Source organism: Paraburkholderia sp. J11-2, assembly GCF_905220185.1.
Classification (GTDB): Bacteria; Pseudomonadota; Gammaproteobacteria; order Burkholderiales; family Burkholderiaceae; genus Paraburkholderia.
Genome location: NZ_CAJMYY010000011.1, coordinates 15,208 through 32,707, shown reverse-complemented (window position 1 = coordinate 32,707; position 17,500 = coordinate 15,208). Strand labels below are relative to the sequence as shown.

General features: G+C 67.0%; 11 protein-coding genes. 4 read left to right on the top strand and 7 right to left on the bottom strand.

Going from position 1 to position 17,500, the window contains the following annotated elements:
* Positions 1-40 precede the first annotated feature (40 nt).
* Positions 41-3,133 (bottom strand): phosphoenolpyruvate carboxylase, encoded by a 3,093-nt coding sequence (ppc, locus tag U5A57_RS16940; RefSeq protein WP_321912706.1) that lies wholly within the window; start codon positions 3,131-3,133, stop codon positions 41-43.
* Positions 3,134-3,676: 543 nt separating this feature from the next.
* Between ppc and hemC the strand changes: the two genes are divergently transcribed.
* The 3 genes from hemC to U5A57_RS16925 are packed head-to-tail and all read left to right on the top strand — an operon-like array spanning position 3,677 to position 8,100.
* Positions 3,677-4,729 carry a hydroxymethylbilane synthase gene (hemC, locus tag U5A57_RS16935; protein WP_321912704.1) on the top strand — a complete coding sequence of 351 codons (1,053 nt, stop codon included), beginning with the start codon at positions 3,677-3,679 and terminating at the stop codon, positions 4,727-4,729.
* Positions 4,726-6,897 carry a fused uroporphyrinogen-III synthase HemD/membrane protein HemX gene (hemDX, locus tag U5A57_RS16930; protein ID WP_321912702.1) on the top strand — a complete coding sequence of 724 codons (2,172 nt, stop codon included), beginning with the start codon at positions 4,726-4,728 and terminating at the stop codon, positions 6,895-6,897. The genes hemC and hemDX overlap by 4 nt, the downstream gene beginning before the upstream one ends.
* Before the next feature lie 3 nt (positions 6,898-6,900).
* On the top strand, positions 6,901-8,100 hold the full coding sequence (locus U5A57_RS16925) for a heme biosynthesis protein HemY (protein ID WP_321912700.1): 1,200 nt from the start codon (positions 6,901-6,903) through the stop codon (positions 8,098-8,100).
* An 87-nt stretch (positions 8,101-8,187) separates the two neighbouring features.
* Here U5A57_RS16925 and U5A57_RS16920 read toward each other — a convergent pair whose 3' ends face one another.
* The 3 genes from U5A57_RS16920 to U5A57_RS16910 all read right to left on the bottom strand — a co-directional run bounded on the left by U5A57_RS16920 (position 8,188) and on the right by U5A57_RS16910 (position 11,946).
* Positions 8,188-9,507, bottom strand: coding sequence for an MFS transporter (locus U5A57_RS16920; RefSeq protein ID WP_321912698.1), 1,320 nt, complete (start codon positions 9,505-9,507; stop codon positions 8,188-8,190).
* Between the two features lie 198 nt (positions 9,508-9,705).
* Positions 9,706-10,464 (bottom strand): SDR family oxidoreductase, encoded by a 759-nt coding sequence (locus U5A57_RS16915; protein WP_321912696.1) that lies wholly within the window; start codon positions 10,462-10,464, stop codon positions 9,706-9,708.
* Between the two features lie 42 nt (positions 10,465-10,506).
* Positions 10,507-11,946, bottom strand: coding sequence for an aldehyde dehydrogenase family protein (locus tag U5A57_RS16910; RefSeq protein WP_321912694.1), 1,440 nt, complete (start codon positions 11,944-11,946; stop codon positions 10,507-10,509).
* Positions 11,947-12,264: 318 nt separating this feature from the next.
* On the opposite strand from U5A57_RS16910, the gene ppa reads away from it, so the two are divergent.
* Positions 12,265-12,792 (top strand): inorganic diphosphatase, encoded by a 528-nt coding sequence (ppa, locus tag U5A57_RS16905; RefSeq protein ID WP_116611852.1) that lies wholly within the window; start codon positions 12,265-12,267, stop codon positions 12,790-12,792.
* Positions 12,793-12,864: 72 nt separating this feature from the next.
* Here the strand turns inward: ppa and U5A57_RS16900 are convergent, their stop codons facing one another.
* From U5A57_RS16900 to U5A57_RS16890, 3 genes are all read right to left on the bottom strand, one after another.
* Positions 12,865-15,729: an EAL domain-containing protein gene (locus U5A57_RS16900; protein WP_321912690.1), complete on the bottom strand. Its 2,865-nt coding sequence runs from the start codon at positions 15,727-15,729 to the stop codon at positions 12,865-12,867.
* A 163-nt stretch (positions 15,730-15,892) separates the two neighbouring features.
* Positions 15,893-16,210, bottom strand: coding sequence for a GIY-YIG nuclease family protein (locus tag U5A57_RS16895; protein ID WP_321912688.1), 318 nt, complete (start codon positions 16,208-16,210; stop codon positions 15,893-15,895).
* Positions 16,211-16,299: 89 nt separating this feature from the next.
* Complete coding sequence (locus U5A57_RS16890; protein ID WP_321912686.1) at positions 16,300-17,472, bottom strand: GNAT family N-acetyltransferase; 1,173 nt, start codon at positions 17,470-17,472, stop codon at positions 16,300-16,302.
* Positions 17,473-17,500: the final 28 nt, after the last annotated feature.

The following is a 17,500-nucleotide window of genomic DNA, read 5'->3' as shown; positions in this document are numbered from 1 at the left end:
CGTTTGTCCATGAGCACGGCGCGAACGCTTGACCCGCCGCTTAACCCGTATTGCGCAACCCCGCCGCAATCCCGTTGATCGTCAGATGAATCCCGCGCTGCACGCGCGGGCTCGGGTCGCCGGCGCGATAACGCTTGATCAGCTCCACCTGCAAGTGATTCAACGGATCGAGGTACGGGAAGCGGTTCTTGATCGAGCGCGCGAGCAGCGGGTTGTCGGCGAGCCGTTCGGCCGCCCCCGTGATCTCGCCGAGCACCTTCGTCGTGCGCTCCCATTCGGCCACGATGCGCTCGAACACGAGCTTGCGCAGCTTCTTGTCGGCCACGAGCTGCGCGTAGCGCGAGGCCACCGCGAGGTCGGTCTTCGCGAGCGTCATGTCCATGTTCGAGAGCAGGTTCGAGAAGAACGGCCAGGTCTTGTACATCTTCTTGAACATCGCAAGACGGCGCGCGCGCTCGGCGTCGCTGCCCGCGTCGTCGAGGAACGAGCTCACCGCGCTGCCGAAACCGTACCAGCCCGTGAGCAGCAAGCGGCACTGGCCCCACGAGAAGCCCCACGGAATCGCGCGCAGGTCGTCGATCTTGCGGTTCTTCGGGTCCTGCAGCTTGCGCGAGGCCGGACGGCTGCCGATGTTCAGTTCCGCGATTTCCGTGATCGGCGTCGAGGCAAAGAAGTAGTCGGTGAAGCCGGGCGTCTCGTACACGAGCGAACGGTACGCGGCCATTGCGGCGTCGGAGAGCTGCTGCATCGTCTCTTCGAAGGCGGGCAGTTGATCGGGCGCGCTACCCGCGCCGCCCATTGGCAGCAGCGTCGCTTCAAGCGTCGCGGCAATGACCGTTTCGAGGTTGCGGCGCCCGATCTCCGGATTGCCGAACTTGCTCGCGATGACTTCGCCCTGTTCCGTGAGGCGGATCTGGCCTTCCACCGTGCCCGGCGGCTGCGAGAGGATCGCGTTGTAGGTCGGGCCGCCGCCGCGGCCTACCGTGCCGCCGCGGCCGTGGAACAGACGCAGCGTGATGCCGCGCTGCTTGTACAGCGCGACGAGCGCCAGCTCCGCGCGATACAGCTCCCAGTTCGACGTGAGGAAGCCGCCGTCCTTGTTGCTGTCCGAGTAGCCGAGCATGATTTCCTGCTCGTTGCCCTGGTGCTCGACAATGCCGTCGATGCCCGGCAGCGCGAGCAGGTCGCGCATGATGCCCGGCGCGTGGCGCAAGTCGGGAATCGTCTCGAAGAGCGGGATCACCATCAGCGCGGCCTTCGCGGGGTCTTCCGCGTGGCCGAGGCGCCCGCTCACGAGGCCGGTTTCCTTTTGCAGCAACAGGACTTCGAGCAGGTCGGAAACCGTTTCGGTGTGCGAGATGATGTAGTTGCGCACCGCGCGCGCGCCGAACTTCTCGCGCGTCACGCGCGCCATTTCCAGCACGCCCAGCTCGCTCTTCACGAGGTCCGAATAATCGAGGTACGGCGAGCGCAGCGTGCGCGGGTCGGCGAGCTGCGCGAGCAGCACGATCTGCTTGTCTTCTTCCGAAAGCGCCGCGTAGTCGGCTTCGACGCCGGCGCGCGCGAGCAGCTCCGTAATCACCGCTTCGTGAATGTCCGAGCTTTGGCGCAGATCGATCGAGGCGAGATGGAAGCCGAACACGTCGACGGCGCGCATGAGCGGCGCGAGACGCGTGGTCGCGAGCGACGCGCCATGATGCTCGGCAAGCGAATCCATCAGGATATGCAGGTCGCGCGAGAACTCATCCGCATCGGCATAGGGCTTCGCGCGCACCGGCGCGGCGTTGCGGCCCGCGCTGCGCACGGCCACCACGCCTTCGCCCAGGCGCACGCGTGCGCTGGCGGCGAGGCGCGTGTACACGCCGATCAGCGCGCGGCGATACGGCTCGTCCACGCGGTGCGGCGACTGGTCGGGCGAGGCTTCGGCCAGCGCCTTCAGTTCATCGCTTGCTCCCGCGAGCAGGTTCGACACCGAAAGCTCGGCGCCCAGACGGTGCACCTCGTCGAGGTAATGCTGGAGGATCACCTGCGCCTGGCGCTCGCTCGCTTCTTCGAGCGTGGCGGCGGTGACGTTCGGGTTGCCGTCGCGGTCGCCGCCAATCCAGCTGCCCATCTGGAAGAACGCGGGCAGGCGCGCCGAAAGGCCGTGCTCCTTCAACTGCGTTTCGATCTCGCTGTAGAGCGCGGGGATCTCGGTGAGGAAGGTCGTGTGGTAATACGAAAGCGCGTTCTCGATTTCGTCGCCAACGGTCAGGCGCGAGTCGCGCAGCATGCGCGTTTGCCAGAGCGAGGTCACGCGTGCGCGCAGCAGCTGCTCGTTGTGTTCGAGTTCGCGGTGCGTAAGCGGCTGGTCGCGCTCGGTGAGCAGGCGTGCGATGTCGTGCTGCGAGTCGAGCGTGCTCTTGCGCTGCACTTCGGTGGGGTGCGCGGTGAGCACGGGCACGATCAGCGCGTCGTTGAAGAACTGCTGGAGCACCGGCGTCGCGGCGGAGCCCGCTTGCGCGAGACGTTCGAGCGAATGGGCGATGGTGCCTGCCTGCGGAGCCGAGCCCGCGAGGTCGTGAATGCGGCGGCGGCGATTGCGGTGGCGATCTTCAGCGATGTTCGCGAGATGCGAGAAGTAGCTGAACGCGCGCACGACGCTCACGGTCTGCTCGGGCGAGAGCGCGCGCAGCTGCTTTTCCAGCGCGAGCGCGTCGGCGTTGTCGTCCTCGCGGCGAAAGCGCACCGAGGTCTGACGAATGGTCTCCACCACGTCGAACACGGCGTCGCCTTCCTGCTCGCGCAGCACGTCGCCGAGCAGGCGGCCCAGGAAGCGGATGTCTTCGAAGAGCGGCTGGTCCTTGTCGTCGCGCGCGCGGCCGTTGCGCGAGACGCCGGCGCCCGCTTTCGGGGCCTTCGTGGCCTTCGTGGCTTGAGCGGCCTTCGGCGTCTTCACCGCCTTTGCTGCCTTGACGGCCTCGGCGGCCTCTTTGGTCTGGGTCGCCGGTTTGGTCGTGACGGATTTCGTGGTCTTCGTAGTCTTCGTCGTTTTCGCCGGTTTCGTGGACGGCGTGGCCGGTGCGGCCTTCGAAGTTGCGTTCTGCGATGCGGTGTTGCGGCGCTCTGCGCGCGCCGAGCCTGAAGACTTCACGATGTTTTCCTTGAGGCTTGCCAGGATATGGGCAGGTTAGTCGGAGAACTACCAACTGCATGGCCGCGGCGCGTGCCGGGCCGTGTACTGCGGGTGCAACCTGGAGAGGGTGGAAGGTGCCACCCTGCGTGAGCCGTGCGGATAGTGCAGAGGCGGCGCGGGCCGCCAAAGGCGGTGCGCCGGGTGCAGGCGTTGCTGGAGAGTGCGCCGCTGCGAGCGCGTACGCAAGCCGAAGCGCCACCGCGGCGATGGCCGCAGCCATGCGGGCTGCGCATGCGCCACACGCGAACCCTGCGCGCGCCACACGCAGCCTCTTCGGGCCGCCGTGTCCATGACGTATCGCCAGTGGCCGGCTCGCGGCGCATTGCGTACCAAATTGCCTACGATGAATACAGTAGGCGCCGCGTGCAACGCCAGAGTCTCTTCCTTGCCGCCGCCCGCGCCTTCCCAGCCTGTCCCTGCGGGGAGGCGGTAAAAAGGGCGCGTGCTAACATTGCCTGTTATCCGATCCTGCTTTTCATCCCGTCATTCGATGTACTTGCCATGAACTCCGAGACGTTATCCGCGCCCATGCCCCGCACCCTGGTGATCGCTTCGCGGGAGAGCCGCCTCGCGATGTGGCAGGCAGAGCATGTGCAAGCTGCGCTGCACAAATTATATCCAGCCTGCGACGTGAAAATTGTTGGAATGACGACACGCGGCGATCAAATTCTCGACCGCACGCTTTCGAAGGTGGGCGGCAAGGGTCTTTTCGTGAAGGAACTGGAGCAGGCGCTGGCCGAGGGCCGCGCCGATCTCGCAGTGCACTCGCTCAAGGACGTGCCGATGGAGTTGCCCGAAGGCTTCACGCTCGCGGCCATTATGGAGCGCGAGGACCCGCGCGACGCGTTCGTCTCCAACGACTACGATTCGCTCGCCGCGTTGCCCGCGGGCAGCGTGGTGGGGACGTCCAGCCTGCGCCGCGAGTCGATGATCCGTGCGCGCTATCCGCATCTCGACGTGAAGCCGTTGCGCGGCAATCTCGACACGCGCCTCGCCAAGCTCGATCGCGGCGACTACGCGGCCATCATTCTCGCGGCTGCGGGCTTGAAGCGTCTTGGCCTCGGCGCGCGCATCCGTGCGCTGATCGAGCCCGAGGACAGCTTGCCGGCGGCGGGCCAGGGCGCGCTCGGCATCGAAATCCGCGCCGACCGCGCTGATATCGCCGCATGGCTCGCGCCGCTGCACGACGACGCCACCGCGAAGGCCGTCGAGGCCGAGCGCATGGTTTCGCGCGCACTGGGCGGCAGCTGCACGGTGCCGCTCGCGGCCTACGCGCAGTGGCACGACGGCATGCTCGCGCTGCGCGGCACGATCGCCACGCCCGACGCGAGCCGTGTGCTCGCCGCGCAGGAGGCCACCGCGGCGTCCACGGTCGACGAGGCCGTCGCGCTCGGCCGCCGCGTTGCCGACGACCTCATCGCGCAAGGCGCGCTCGAGATCGTGCGCGCGCTCGCGGATGCGGCCCAGGCCGCCGACGGCCCGAATACGGCGCCTCAAACGGGCGCTGCCATGAACAACCCAACCGGCACGGGCGAAGGCCCGGCCTCCCGATGATGGCCGGCCCCTGGCAACCGCGCGGCAACGCCGGCCAGCCCGACGAGTGGGGCGGCCCTGGCGACGCCTCCACCGGCGCGAAGCGCGCGTCGTCGGCAAGCGCGGGTAGCGGCAGCACGCCGTTCACCGTCGTCATTACCCGGCCGGCCGGTCAGTCGGATGGGCTCGCCGGGCGGCTCGCGCAGCGCGGCATGCGCACGCTCGACTTCCCGCTCATCTCCATTGCGCCCGTGACCGACGAAGCGCCGTTGCGCGCCGCGCTCGGTGCGCTCGAACGCTATGCGCTCGTCGTGTTCGTTTCGCCGAACGCAGTCGATCGCGCGTTCGCATGCTATGCCTCGGTGTCCTCGATCTGGCCGCCCGCGCTGCCCGTGGCCGTGGTCGGCCCGGCGAGCGTGGCCGCGCTCGAGCGTCACGGCGTGGCCGAGCCCGAGCATCGCGTCGTGAGCCCTGCGGGCGCGGGGGAAGAAGAGCCTGCGCGCTTCGATTCGGAGTCGCTTTACGCGGCGCTCGAGAAGACCTTCGGCGCGGACGCCTTTGCCGGCAAGCGCGTGCTGATCGTGCGCGGCGACGGCGGCCGCGAGTGGCTCGCCGAGCGTCTGCGCGAAGCGGGCGCCGAGGTGGAGACCGTAGCGGCTTACCGCCGTGTCGTGCCCGAGCCGCCCATCGCCACGTGGACACAGGTGCACGCGCTGCTCGAAGGCGCGCCGCACGCGTGGCTCGTCACGAGTTCCGAGGGCGTGCGCAACCTCGACGAACTCGCGCGCGAGCACCTCACGGCGGGCGAGATCGTCGAACTGCGTCATGCGCCGCTCGTCGCGCCTCATCCGCGGATCGCCGAGACGGCGCGCTCAATGGGTTTTGATAGGATTACGGTGTCCGGCGCGGGCGACGAACGCATCGTCGAGACGCTGCTAGGCCTCGCTTCTTCCGCTGTTCAACCGGTTCAGAACACTCCGGCCCAGACGCCGGCCAACCCACGCATGACAGATTCGAACAACTCAAGCAGCACAGCAAACCAGGGTGCCGTCGCCACGGGCGCGGCGGTTTCCTCCGGCGCGTCGGCTTCGGCCAGCGCGTCGGCGCGGCCGTCGTATGCGTCGTCGGGCACGGGGTCTTCCGCGCCGCTGACCCAGCCGCCGGGCGCGGCACGCCGCGGCGCGGGCTCGGCGCTGCTGTGGCTCGTCGTGGTGCTGATCGCGGCAGGCGCAGGAGCGGGCGGCTACGCGCTCAACCGCAAGCTCGACCGGCTCGACACGCAACTCGCGCAGCGCCAGCAGGCAGGCGAGCAGCAGATCGCCGCGCTGCGCGCACGCACCGACGAGGCCGTCTCGGGTGCGCAGCAGCTCGACAAGCAGATCGCCCAGCTCGAAGGCAAGATCGCCGACGCACAGACTTCGCAGCAGGCGCTCGCGCAGCAATACGCCGATCTTTCGAAGAGCCGCGACGACTGGACGCTCGCCGAAGTCGGCCAGATGCTCTCGAGTGCGAGCGAACAGCTCCAGCTCACGGGCAACACGCAGCTCGCGCTCTTCGCGCTGCAAAGCGCGGACACGCGCCTCGCCGCTTCGGAGAACGCGCAAGCCATCGCCGTGCGCAAGGCCATCGCGCAGGACATCGACAAGCTCAAGGCCGCGCCGTCCACGGACCTCACAGGCCTCGCCATCAAGCTCGACACCGCGCTCGGCCAGATCGACTCGCTGCCGCTCTCGGGCGAAGCGATCGTCGCGCATACGAAGCCCGAAGCTGCGCAGCCCGCCGATGTCGCAAAGGTTGCCGCGGCGACCAATCAGGCGAAATGGAAGGTGTGGATCGACACGTTCGTCGACGGCGTGGGCAAGCAGATCGCAAGCCTCGTGCAGGTGCGCCGCATCGACAACGCGGACGCCATGCTCGTGTCGCCCGATCAAGGCTACTTCGTGCGCGAGAACCTGAAGCTGCGTTTGCTCTCGGCGCGCCTCTCGCTGCTCTCGCGCAACCAGGACACGCTCAAGTCCGACCTCGCGGCCGCCGACGCCACGCTTGCGCGCTACTTCGACGGCGCCTCGAAAGACACGCAAACCGTGCGCGATCTGCTCAAGCAAGTGAACGACGGCTCGGCCGCCGTCGCGCTGCCCACGCTCGACACGAGCCTGAAGGCGATCCAGCAATACCGGAGCCGGGGGTAAGACATGGCGATCCGTGGACTCCTCTGGCTCGCGCTTCTCTTCGCGATTGCCGTCGCGCTTGCGACCGTCGGGCGCTTCGACACCGGGCAGGTGCTGCTCGTCTATCCGCCGTATCGGGTAGACGTCTCGCTCAACCTGTTCGTGGTCGGCATCGTGGTGGCCTTCCTGCTGCTGTACGCGATCCTGCGTTTCGCGCGCAACATCGTGACGATGCCGCGCCGCGTGGCCGCCTATCGCGCCCGCATGCGCACCGAGAAGGCGAACTCGGCGCTGCGCGACGCCGTGGGCAATCTCTACGCGGGCCGCTTCTCGCGCGCCGAGAAGGCCGCGCGCGATTCGCTCGCTGACATCAAGAACACGAGCGCCGCGGGCCTGATCGCCGCGACGGCCGCGCATCGTCTGCATGAATACGCGCGCCGCGACGAATGGCTCACCCAGGTCGACGACCCCGACCTGCAGGAAGCGCGCCTCATGGCGACCGCCGACATGCGCGCCGACGGCCGCGACGCCGATGGCGCGCTCGCCGCGCTCACCGAAATGCGCACGCAGGGCGGCCGCCGCATTCACGCTCAGCAGATCGCACTGCGCGCCCAGCAGCAGCTGAAGAACTGGAGCGAAGTGCTCAAGCTCGTGAAGACGCTGGAAAAGCGCGAGGCGCTGCACCCGGCCGTGGCCGTGCGTCTGCGCCAGCTCGCGGCGGAAAACCTGCTGCGCGATCGTCGCCACAACGCCGACGCGCTGCTCGAACTGTGGCAGTCGCTCTCGAACGTCGAGCGTCACTCGCCGCGTCTGGCCGATTGCGCCGCCGAACTGCTGATCGCGCTCGATCGCCAGGCCGACGCGCGCAAGATCGTCGAGGAAGCGCTCGCGCAGAACTGGGACGCGCGCCTTTTGCGCCGCTATCCGGACACGGCTGGCAGCGACGCGCTGCCGCTCATCCAGAAGGCCGAGGCGTGGCGCAAGGAGCGCCCGGAGGACGGTGACCTGCTGTTCGCGCTGGGCCGCCTGTGCCTGAAGCAGCAGCTGTGGGGCAAGGCGCAGTCGTTCCTCGAAGCCGCGCTCAAGTCCGCCGACGCCACGCAGAACGAGCCGCTCAAGATCCGCTCGCATCGCGCGCTCGCGCGCCTGCACGAGCAACTCGGCGACGGCGACAAGGCTGCGTCGCACTATCGGGAAAGCGCGCTGTCGATGAACGTGGTGTAAAGAAGCTCGCCGCGAATCTACAGTCGCAACGAAAACGGCCGCCTGCAAAACAGGCGGCCGTTTGTTTTTGGAGAGCCTCGGAATGCTTCAGCGATTCACGAGTTTCGCCGGTGCGGAAAGTGCGAGCAAACCGCCCAGGATCATGAACGCTGCGAGCATGTACATGCCCGAATCGTTGGCCTTCGTGGCCTCCTTGAGCCAGCCAACCGCATACGGGCTCAGGAAGCCCGCGAGATTGCCGATCGAGTTGATGAGCGCGATGCCGGCCGCCGCCGCTGTGCCCGAGAGCCAGGCCGTGGGCAGGCTCCAGAACAGCGGCAGCGTGGTCAGAATGCCGATGGTCGCGATGGTGAGCGCCGTCATGGCGAGCGTGGTGTCGTGCGCCCAGGTGACCGAGAGCACGAGGCCGATCGCGCCGATGACAGCGGGAATCGCGATGTGCCAGCGGCGCTCACGCGTGCGGTCGGCGCTCTTCGCGAAGAGCACCATGCCGACCACGGCCGCCGCGAACGGAATCGCCGAAAGCAGGCCGATCGTGAGCGCGTCTTTCACGCCCGTCGCCTTGATGATGGTGGGCAGCCAGAAGCTCACGCCGTAAAGGCCCATCACGAACGAGAAGTAGGTGAGGCTCATGACCAGTACGCGCGGGCTCGTGAGTACGCTCATGAGCGGCGGGTCTTCCTTGGTGGCATCTTCGGCGGCGATGTTGCGTTCGAGCAGCGCGCGCTCTTCTTCGGTGAGCCACTTGGCTTTGCCGATGCGGTCGTCGAGCACGAAGAACACCAGCACGCCGACGATCACCGAAGGCAGCCCTTCGAGCAGGAAGAGCCACTGCCAGCCCTGCCAGCCATTCGCACCGTCGAAGGACTTGAGAATCCAGCCCGACACCGGCCCGCCAATCACGCCCGAAAGCGCAATGGCCGTCATGAACCACGTGGTCATGCGCCCGCGCCGATGCGCCGGATACCAGTAGGTGAGGTAGAGGATGATGCCGGGGAAGAAGCCCGCCTCGCACAGGCCGAGCAGAAAGCGCATCACGTAGAACATGGTGGGCGTGGTGACGAACATCGTCAGGATCGAGACGAGGCCCCACGTGACCATGATGCGCGCGATCCACACCCGCGCGCCCACGCGATGCAGGATCACATTGCTTGGGACTTCGAACAGAAAGTAACCGACGAAGAAAATGCCCGCGCCGAAGCCATAAACCGCATCGGAGAGATTGAGCGCCGAACTCATCTGCAGCTTGGCGAAGCCCACGTTCACGCGGTCCAGATACGCGACCACATAACACAGCATGAGAAGCGGAATGAGCCGCCACGCGACTTTGCGATACGTGGCTTCCTCGAAGGCGGAGGGCGGTGCGCCCGCTCCCGCTTGCGGCAGGTGATTCGCTGGACTGGCCATGGTGTCTCCTTTGTCGACCGGAGATGGCGCTCCGGTCCCATGCAGAGCAAGATCTTGCTCGTTGGCGTGTTTGTTGTATTGCCGCCGTGTTATGGCGGGTATTCGACGCGAAAGCACGACCATTCTATACGCGCCGCCGTGGCGCGACGGCGCGTAACGCTCGGGGAAAACACCGATTAGTCAACGACTTGGCGCGCACTAGACGCAGCGGCCGCCATCGACTTCGATGCAGGTGCCGGTGATGAACGCCGCTTCGTCCGAGGCGAGATAGAGGCACGCATTGGCCACGTCCTGCGGCGTGGAAAACCGTCCGAGCGGGATGGTCGCGATAAAGCGCTGGCGGTTCTCGGGCGTGTCGGGCACGCCCATGAATTCCGCCGTGAGGCCCGTGTCGCCGATCACGGGATTCACGCAGTTCACGCGAATCTGGTCAGGGCCCAGTTCGGCGGCAAGCGCCTTGCTGGCGACGATCATCGCGCCCTTGCTGCCGTTGTACCAGACGAGGCCCGGCCGCGGCCGGATGCCCGCGGTCGATGCGATGTTGACGAACGCGCCGCCGCCGCGCTCGCGAAAATGCGGCACGAACGCGCGCACGCTCCAGTAGAGCCCCTTCACGTTGACGGCGTAGACGCGGTCGAACTCCGCTTCGCTCACTTCGAGCACGGGCTTGTTGCGATGCGTGGTGCCCGCGTTGTTGACGACGATCTGCACGCTGCCGAAGTCTTCGATGGCGGCTTCGCGCAGCGCGTGCCAGTCGGCTTCGCGCGTAATGTCGCCTTGCACCGCGATGGCCCGTCCGCCCGCGAGCGCGATCTCGCTCGCCACGCGCTCTGCTGCATCGCCGTTCAGATCGTTGATGACGACGTTCGCGCCTTCGCGCGCATAGGTCTTGGCTATCCCTTCGCCGAAGCCCGAACCGGCGCCTGTCACGACAGCCGTCTTGCCTTTGAGTCGCATGGTGTCTCCGTTTGTATGGTGCTTGCTTGACTGCGTAAGGGTTCAGCCGTGCCGGATCGCGATTGTTTTCAGCACCGTGAAGCCATAGAGCGCCTCGAAGCCTTTTTCGCGCCCATGTCCCGAATGCCGGGTGCCGCCGAACGGCAATTCGACGCCGCCGCCCGCGCCGTAGTTGTTGACGAACACCTGGCCCGCGCGCACGCGCCGGGCAAGACGCATCTGGCGCGCGCCGTCGCGCGTCCAGATGCCGGCGACGAGGCCATAAAGCGTGCCGTTGGCGAGCGCGAGCGCTTCCTCCTCGCTCTCGAAAGGCATGGCCGCGAGCACCGGCCCGAACACTTCTTCCTGTGCGAGACGGCTGTGCGGCGGCACGTCGCGCAGCAGGGTCGGGACTTCGTAGAAGCCGCCGCTCGGTGCATCCGCTTCGAGCCTGCCGCTCGCCGCCGTGGCGATACGGCAAGCGGTGGCTTCGTCGAGAAAGCCGCGCACGCGCTGGCGCTGCTTCTCGTTGATGAGCGGGCCGCAGTCGAGGTCGGCGCTGGCGGGGCCCACGCGCAGTTTGCCGAACGACGCAGCGAGCCGGTCGATGAGCGGCTCGTACGCACTACGCTCGATCAGCACGCGGCTGCCCGCGGAACAGGTCTGCCCCGCGTTCTGCACGATCGCGGCCACGAGCACGGGGAGCGCCGCGTCGAGATCGGCATCGGCGAAGACGATTTGCGGCGACTTGCCGCCCAGCTCGAGCGTGACGGGCACGTGGTGCTCGGCGGCCATCTGCGCGACGAGCTTGCCCGTTTGCGGCGAGCCGGTGAACGAGATGTGGTCGATGCCGGGGTGCGAGGAGAGCGCCGCGCCCGCCTCATGCCCCAGGCCCGTGACGATGTTGAGCGCCCCGGCGGGCAGGCCCGCTTCGCGCGCCAGTTCGGCCACGCGCAAGAGCGACACGCAGGCGTCCTCGGCGGGCTTCACCACGCACGCGTTGCCGGTGGCGAGCGCCGCGCCCACGCTGCGGCCGAAGATCTGCATCGGGTAGTTCCAGGGCACGATGTGGCCCGTCACGCCGTGCGGCTCGCGCACCGTGAGGACCGTATAGCCGGTCTGGTAGGGCAGGGTTTCGCCGTGCAGCTTGTCGGCGGCGCCGGCGTAGAACTCGAAATAGCGCGCGAGCGCGGCGGCGTCGGCGCGCGCCTGCTTGAGCGGCTTGCCCGTGTCGCGCGCTTCGAGCTGCGCGAGTTCCTCCTTGTGCTGGAGGACAAGGCCCGAAAGCGCGAACAGCAGCCGCCCGCGCTCGGTGGCGCTCAATGCGCCCCATGCGCCCTCGAAGGCTTTGCGTGCGGCCGTGACGGCGTCGTTGATGTCGGTGGCATTGCCGCGCGCGAGCTGCGCGAACGGCTGGCCGGTGGAGGGATCGATCGCGGCGAGCGTTTCGCCGCTGGCGCTCGCTTGCCATTCGCCGCCGATGAAGTGCTTCGCTTCTTCCATGCATGCGCCTCGTAAATGGGGGTGAAACGAGGGAGGGGAAACGCAAAACGGGAAACGTCGCCGGAGCGTGCCTCGGATGGCCCGATGGCGGGCCGCACCGGCGCTTTCATTATCGCGCCAATCGCGGGCGCTACGCGCGGGAATTCAGCAGGCACTACATCCGCGTGCGGGAAAGCCCTGGGCCGAAGCGCCGGCTGCCCTGGCCCGCCCTGGCCGATTGGCTATAATGGCGTCCATCTTCCAACGTCCGCGACGTCCGGTTACGCGCCGGTTTTGCGCGCGAGCCGTCGCTTTTTCCCTTCTCAACAGAGAGCGCACATGAGCTTTGCAAATGTCCCCGCCGGCAAGGATCTGCCGCAAGACTTCAACGTGATCATCGAGATTCCCGCGCAAAGCGATCCGGTGAAATACGAAGCCGACAAGGACCTGGGCCTGCTCGTCGTCGACCGTTTCGTCGGCACGGGCATGCGCTATCCCGTGAACTACGGCTTCATTCCGCAGACGCTCTCGGGCGACGGCGACCCGGTCGACGTGCTCGTGATCACGCCGTTCCCGCTGCTGGCAGGCTCCGTCGTGCGCTCGCGCGCGCTCGGCATGCTGCAGATGACCGACGAGTCGGGCGTCGACGCGAAGCTGATCGCGGTCCCGCACGACAAGGTCTGCCCGATGACGGCCAACCTCAAGTCGCTCGACGACGTGCCCGAGTACCTGAAGGACCAGATCAAGCACTTCTTCGAGAACTACAAGTCGCTCGAAAAGGGCAAGTGGGTCAAGGTCGAAGGCTGGGTCGGCATCGAAGCCGCCCACAAGGAAATCACCGACGGCGTGGCGAACTTCAAGAAGTAATTCGCACGCTTTTGGGTTGATCGAAAGACCGCACGCGCCGACAGGCCGTGCGGTTTTTTCATGGGCGCTCGACTAGCCCACCTCGGCGACGTCGCGCAGTTCCGGCCCGCGCAGGATGTCGAGCCGTGCGGGCCTGCCCACGCCGTAGCCCTGCGCGTAGTCCACGCCCATCGCGATCATCCAGTCCACGATGGCGGCGTCCTCCACGCACTCGGCGATCGTAAGCTTCCCCGCTGCGTGCGCGACCTGGTTGATCGAACGCACGATGGCCTGGTCCAGCGGACTGTCGATGATGCCGCGGATAAAGCTGCCGTCGATCTTCAGATAGTCGACGTGCAGATGTTTGAGGTAGTTGAACGACGACATGCCCGCGCCGAAATCGTCGAGCGCGAAACGGCAACCCTGTGCGCGCAGGCGCTCGATGAGCTTGATCGCATCGTCCATGTTCGTGATCGCGGCGGTTTCGGTGATCTCGAAGCACACGCGCTCGAACGGGACGGACCAGACGCGCTGCTGCGCCTCGATATAGTCGGCGAGCTGCTCGTCGCCGAGCGAGGCGCCCGAGAGGTTGATCGACCAGGTGCCGTAATCGTGCGTGCCTTCGGCGATCATCGCGAACGCGCTCGCGATCACCCAGCGGTCGATAGCCGGCATGAGGTCGAAGCGCTCCGCAGCGCCGATAAAGGCCGACGGCTCCACGAGTGCGCCCGAGGCGGTCTGCATGCGCAGCAGCAGTTCGACGTGCGTGTCGTCGGCCGACGATGCCTGCGCGAGCGAGAGAATCTTCTGGCCGAACAGGCAGAACTGGCCGTTTTCGAGCGCGGCCTTGATGTCGGAGACCCATGCCATCTGGGCGTGGGTTTGCGAGAGTTCTTCGTCGTCATAGCGAAAGCGGTGCACGCGGTTGCGGCCTTTCTTCTTCGCCATGTAGCACGCCACGTCCGCGGCCTTCATCACTTCCTTTACGGAAACGAGGCCTGCCGCCTCGCTGACCAGTCCGATGCTCACGCTCGTCTGCACGATGCGCCCGGCGCCCGTGAAGCGGATCGCGGCAATGCCCGCGCGCAGGTTCTCCGCGAGCAGCGACGCGTGCGCGGCCGTGCAGTGCGGCAGCACGACGCCGAATTCGTCGCCGCCCAGGCGCGCAATGATGTCTTCGCCGCGCAGCTCGCTTTTGAGCACGCGGCAGACCTGGCGGATCAGTTCGTCGCCGGTCGAGTGGCCGCACGTGTCGTTGACGACCTTGAATTGGTCGAGGTCGAGAAACATGACCGCGTGGCCGTGTCCTGGCTGTCCTGACTGCCCCGGCTGTGCATTGCCACCGTCGTCGAGCAGCGCGGCGAGCCGCCGCTCGAATTCGCGGCGGTTGTAGATGTCGGTGAGCTCGTCGTGGGTCGCCTGGTAGGCGAGGCGGGCCGCGTGTTCGCGCAGTGCGCTCACGTCGTAGAGCACGATCACCGTGCCGATCACCCGGCGCTGCACGTCGCGCAGCTTCGACACCGAGTAATCGACCGCGAGGCGCGAGCCGTTCGGACGCGTCACGTGAAGCGTCACGCCGCCTGTGTCGTCCGTCGCAGCCGTCACTTGTGAATTGATCAGGATATCGAATCGTTGTGGTTCGTGCGCGTCGTTGCGCAGATCGCAGATCGCGTCGAACGGCTGCGAGAGCATATCGGCGGCCGCGCGGCCGAGCATGCGTTCGGCCACGGCGTTGCAGTAGGTCACGCGCGCGTTCTCGTCGGTGCGGATCACCGCTTCGCCGATCGAGGCCAGCGTGACCTCCGCCAGTTCGCGTTCGGTATAGGCCTTCGCTTCGGCCGTCCTGAGTTCGGTGATATCGAACAGGCAGCCGACCATGCGCACGGCGCGCCCGCGCGCGTCGCGCACCGCCTGGCCGCGTGCGCGGCACCAGCAGTAAGTGCCCGCGAGGGTGCGCAGACGAAATTCCACATCGAATGGCGTTGCGCGCGCGAGGTGTTGGCGCAACGCGTGGCGCACGAGCGTGAGGTCGTCGGGATGGACGAGCTGAGTGAGGCCGGTATCGCTTTCGAAGCGCGTGCCCACGTCATAGCCGAGCTGCTCATACAGCCAGTTCGAGAAGTAGCATTGGCGGCTGCCGACCTCCCAGTCCCAGAGCCCGGCGTTGATGCCTTCAAAGCCTAGTGTGAGGCGCTCCTCGTTCTTGCGAACCTCGGCTTCGAGGCGGTCGCTGCGCGCGAGCGCACGGCGGATGAATTGCGAGAACACGCCGAGCAGCCCGATGGCGGAGGCGGCGAGCGCGAGTGTCAGGAGCGAGCGCGTGGCGCGTGCCGCGTCCTCGAGCGAGCGGGAGAAGCCGCTTTCGATGGGCGCGAGCTGGCTGTCGATCTCGCGCAGTTCGCGCACGAGGTTGGCGGACTCCGGCGCGTGCAGCCGGCCCGACTGCACGAGTGCGTGCAGGCGCTCGCCTGTATCGGCGAGACGCAAGATAAAGTGGTCGCCGATATCCCAGAACGCCACCGCCGGGCGCATCCACGGCGTGTTCTTGAGCGTGCGGTAGCCCCAGGTCATGCCGTCCATATCGTCGGGCGCGATCCGGCCCAGCTCGAAGCCGCGCCGGATTGCCGCGGTGTCCGGTTGCGCGCGGTTCATCGCCAGCTTGGCCGCCCGGTCGCCGAGCGGCACGGCAATGCCGGAGAGGAACGTGCGGTAGTCCGTTTCGTCGCCGGTGCGCGCATAGCGCTCCAGGGCGTGAACGGCGTCCTTCTGTCCCTTCGACCAGCTGCTTTCTCCTGCCACATAGGCAAGCAGGATCGACATGATCGAGAGACTGGCCGCGGCGATCACCGCCATGACGGCCGCGAGCAGCCATAGCGGCAGCAGGACCGCGGTCGTGCGCCGCAATCCGTGCCAACCGGGGGCAAGCCGGCTCGTCTCCGCCTTAATCGGTCTCTGCATGCCTCACCGGCCCCGTCCGAGGTGAAATGAGCGCGCACGCCGGGGGCTAAGACCGGCGTCTTGTGCGCAATAACGGCGGAGGCTGCGGGCGGCTTTAGGCTTTACGCGGGGTGTTCGATGAAAAGAGCAAACGCCCGTTTGGCAAGACGTTTGCTCGGTTTGCTCATTCTGATGCTTCGGTGTCCGGGGACGTATCCGGAGGCGGGGGTGGCGGCGGCAGGACCGATTCGAGCGTGCGCGCGCCGGCCGCGAGCGCGCGCTTTTCGCGCGGGGTGAGGCGTTTGACCCAGTATTCGGCGCTCGATGCGCGCGCCCGGTCGGCGAACTCGAACTGCGCGAGCACCTTCACCGGCTTGCGCGAGCGCGTGTAGCGCGCGCCCGTGCCGCTCGCGTGCTGCGAGAAGCGGGCTGCGACGTCGATGGCAATGCCCGTGTAGACGCTGCCGTCGGCGCATTCGAGCATGTAGAGGAACCACGGCATAGTTCTGGAAGCGATGATCGTATTAGGCGAGGGCGTTTCAGGACACGCTGCGCGCGAGCTTTTCGCACGCATCAGGCGCATCAGGCACATCAAGCACGAAAAGGATTGCGCTCATTGAGCTCGTGCATATAGGCGTGAATATGGTTGGTCTCGTTTTCGAGAAAGCGCGCAACGGCGTCCGAGAACGCAGGGTGGGCGAGCCAGTGCGCCGAGCGCGTGGCGGTGGGCAGGAAACCGCGCGCCATCTTGTGCTCGCCTTGCGCGCCGCCTTCGAACACGTCGAGCTTTTCCTCGATGCAGAATTCGAGCGGCTGATAGTACGCGGTCTCGAAGTGCAGGCACGGCACGTGTTCGAGCGCGCCCCAGTAGCGGCCATAGAGCGTGCCGCCCTGGCCATTCTCGCCGCGCTGCCAGACCACGAGCGAACTCGCGATCGGCTTGCCTTCGCGCTCGGCGATCACGAGCAGCAGATTCTCCGGCATCGTCTCGCCGATCGTGCGGAAGAAGTCGAGATTCAGATACGGCGACGAAAAGTGCTCGCGATACGTCTGCCGGTAGCAGCGGCTAAAAAAGCGCCACTCGGCGTCGCTGATGTCCTCGCCGCGCACGCGCCGCATCGTTACGCCCGCTTCGCGCACCTTGCGGCGTTCCGCGCGAATGTTCTTGCGCTTCTTCTGCTCGAGCGTCGAGAGGAAGTCCTCGAAGTCGCGATAGCCGTCGTTGAGCCAGTGAAACTGCACGCCTTCACGCTGCATCATGCCGAGGTCGGTCAGCGCCTCGGCGTCTTCGGTGGTCGGGAAGAGCACGTGCAGCGACGAGACGTCGGCCTGCTCGGCGAACGCGAGGAGCGTGGCGGCCAGGTGGCGGCGCGCGGTCGCGTCGGCGGCGAGCAGGCGTGTGCCCTGCACCGGCGTGAACGGCACGGCGCACAGGAGCTTTGGGTAGTACTCGAGGCCGTTGCGCTTGTAGGCGTCGGCCCAGGCCCAGTCGAACACGTATTCCCCGTACGAGTGGCCCTTCAGGTACACCGGCGCGGCGGCGGCGAGGCGCCCCGTGCGTGTGTCGGTGAGCGTGACGAACTGCGCGGCCCAGCCCTCGTCCGGCGTGGTGCAGCGCGTGGCGTCGAGCGCAGCGAGGAATTCGTGGCGCAAAAAAGGCGTAGGCTGCGCCTGGCGTGCGAGCAGCGCGTTCCATTCGGCGGCGTCGACCTCGGACGGTGAGCCGAGGATGCCCGTGCGATAATCGAAATGTTCCTGTTTCAACTTGCGTGCCCGTTGGCGTGGGAAGCGG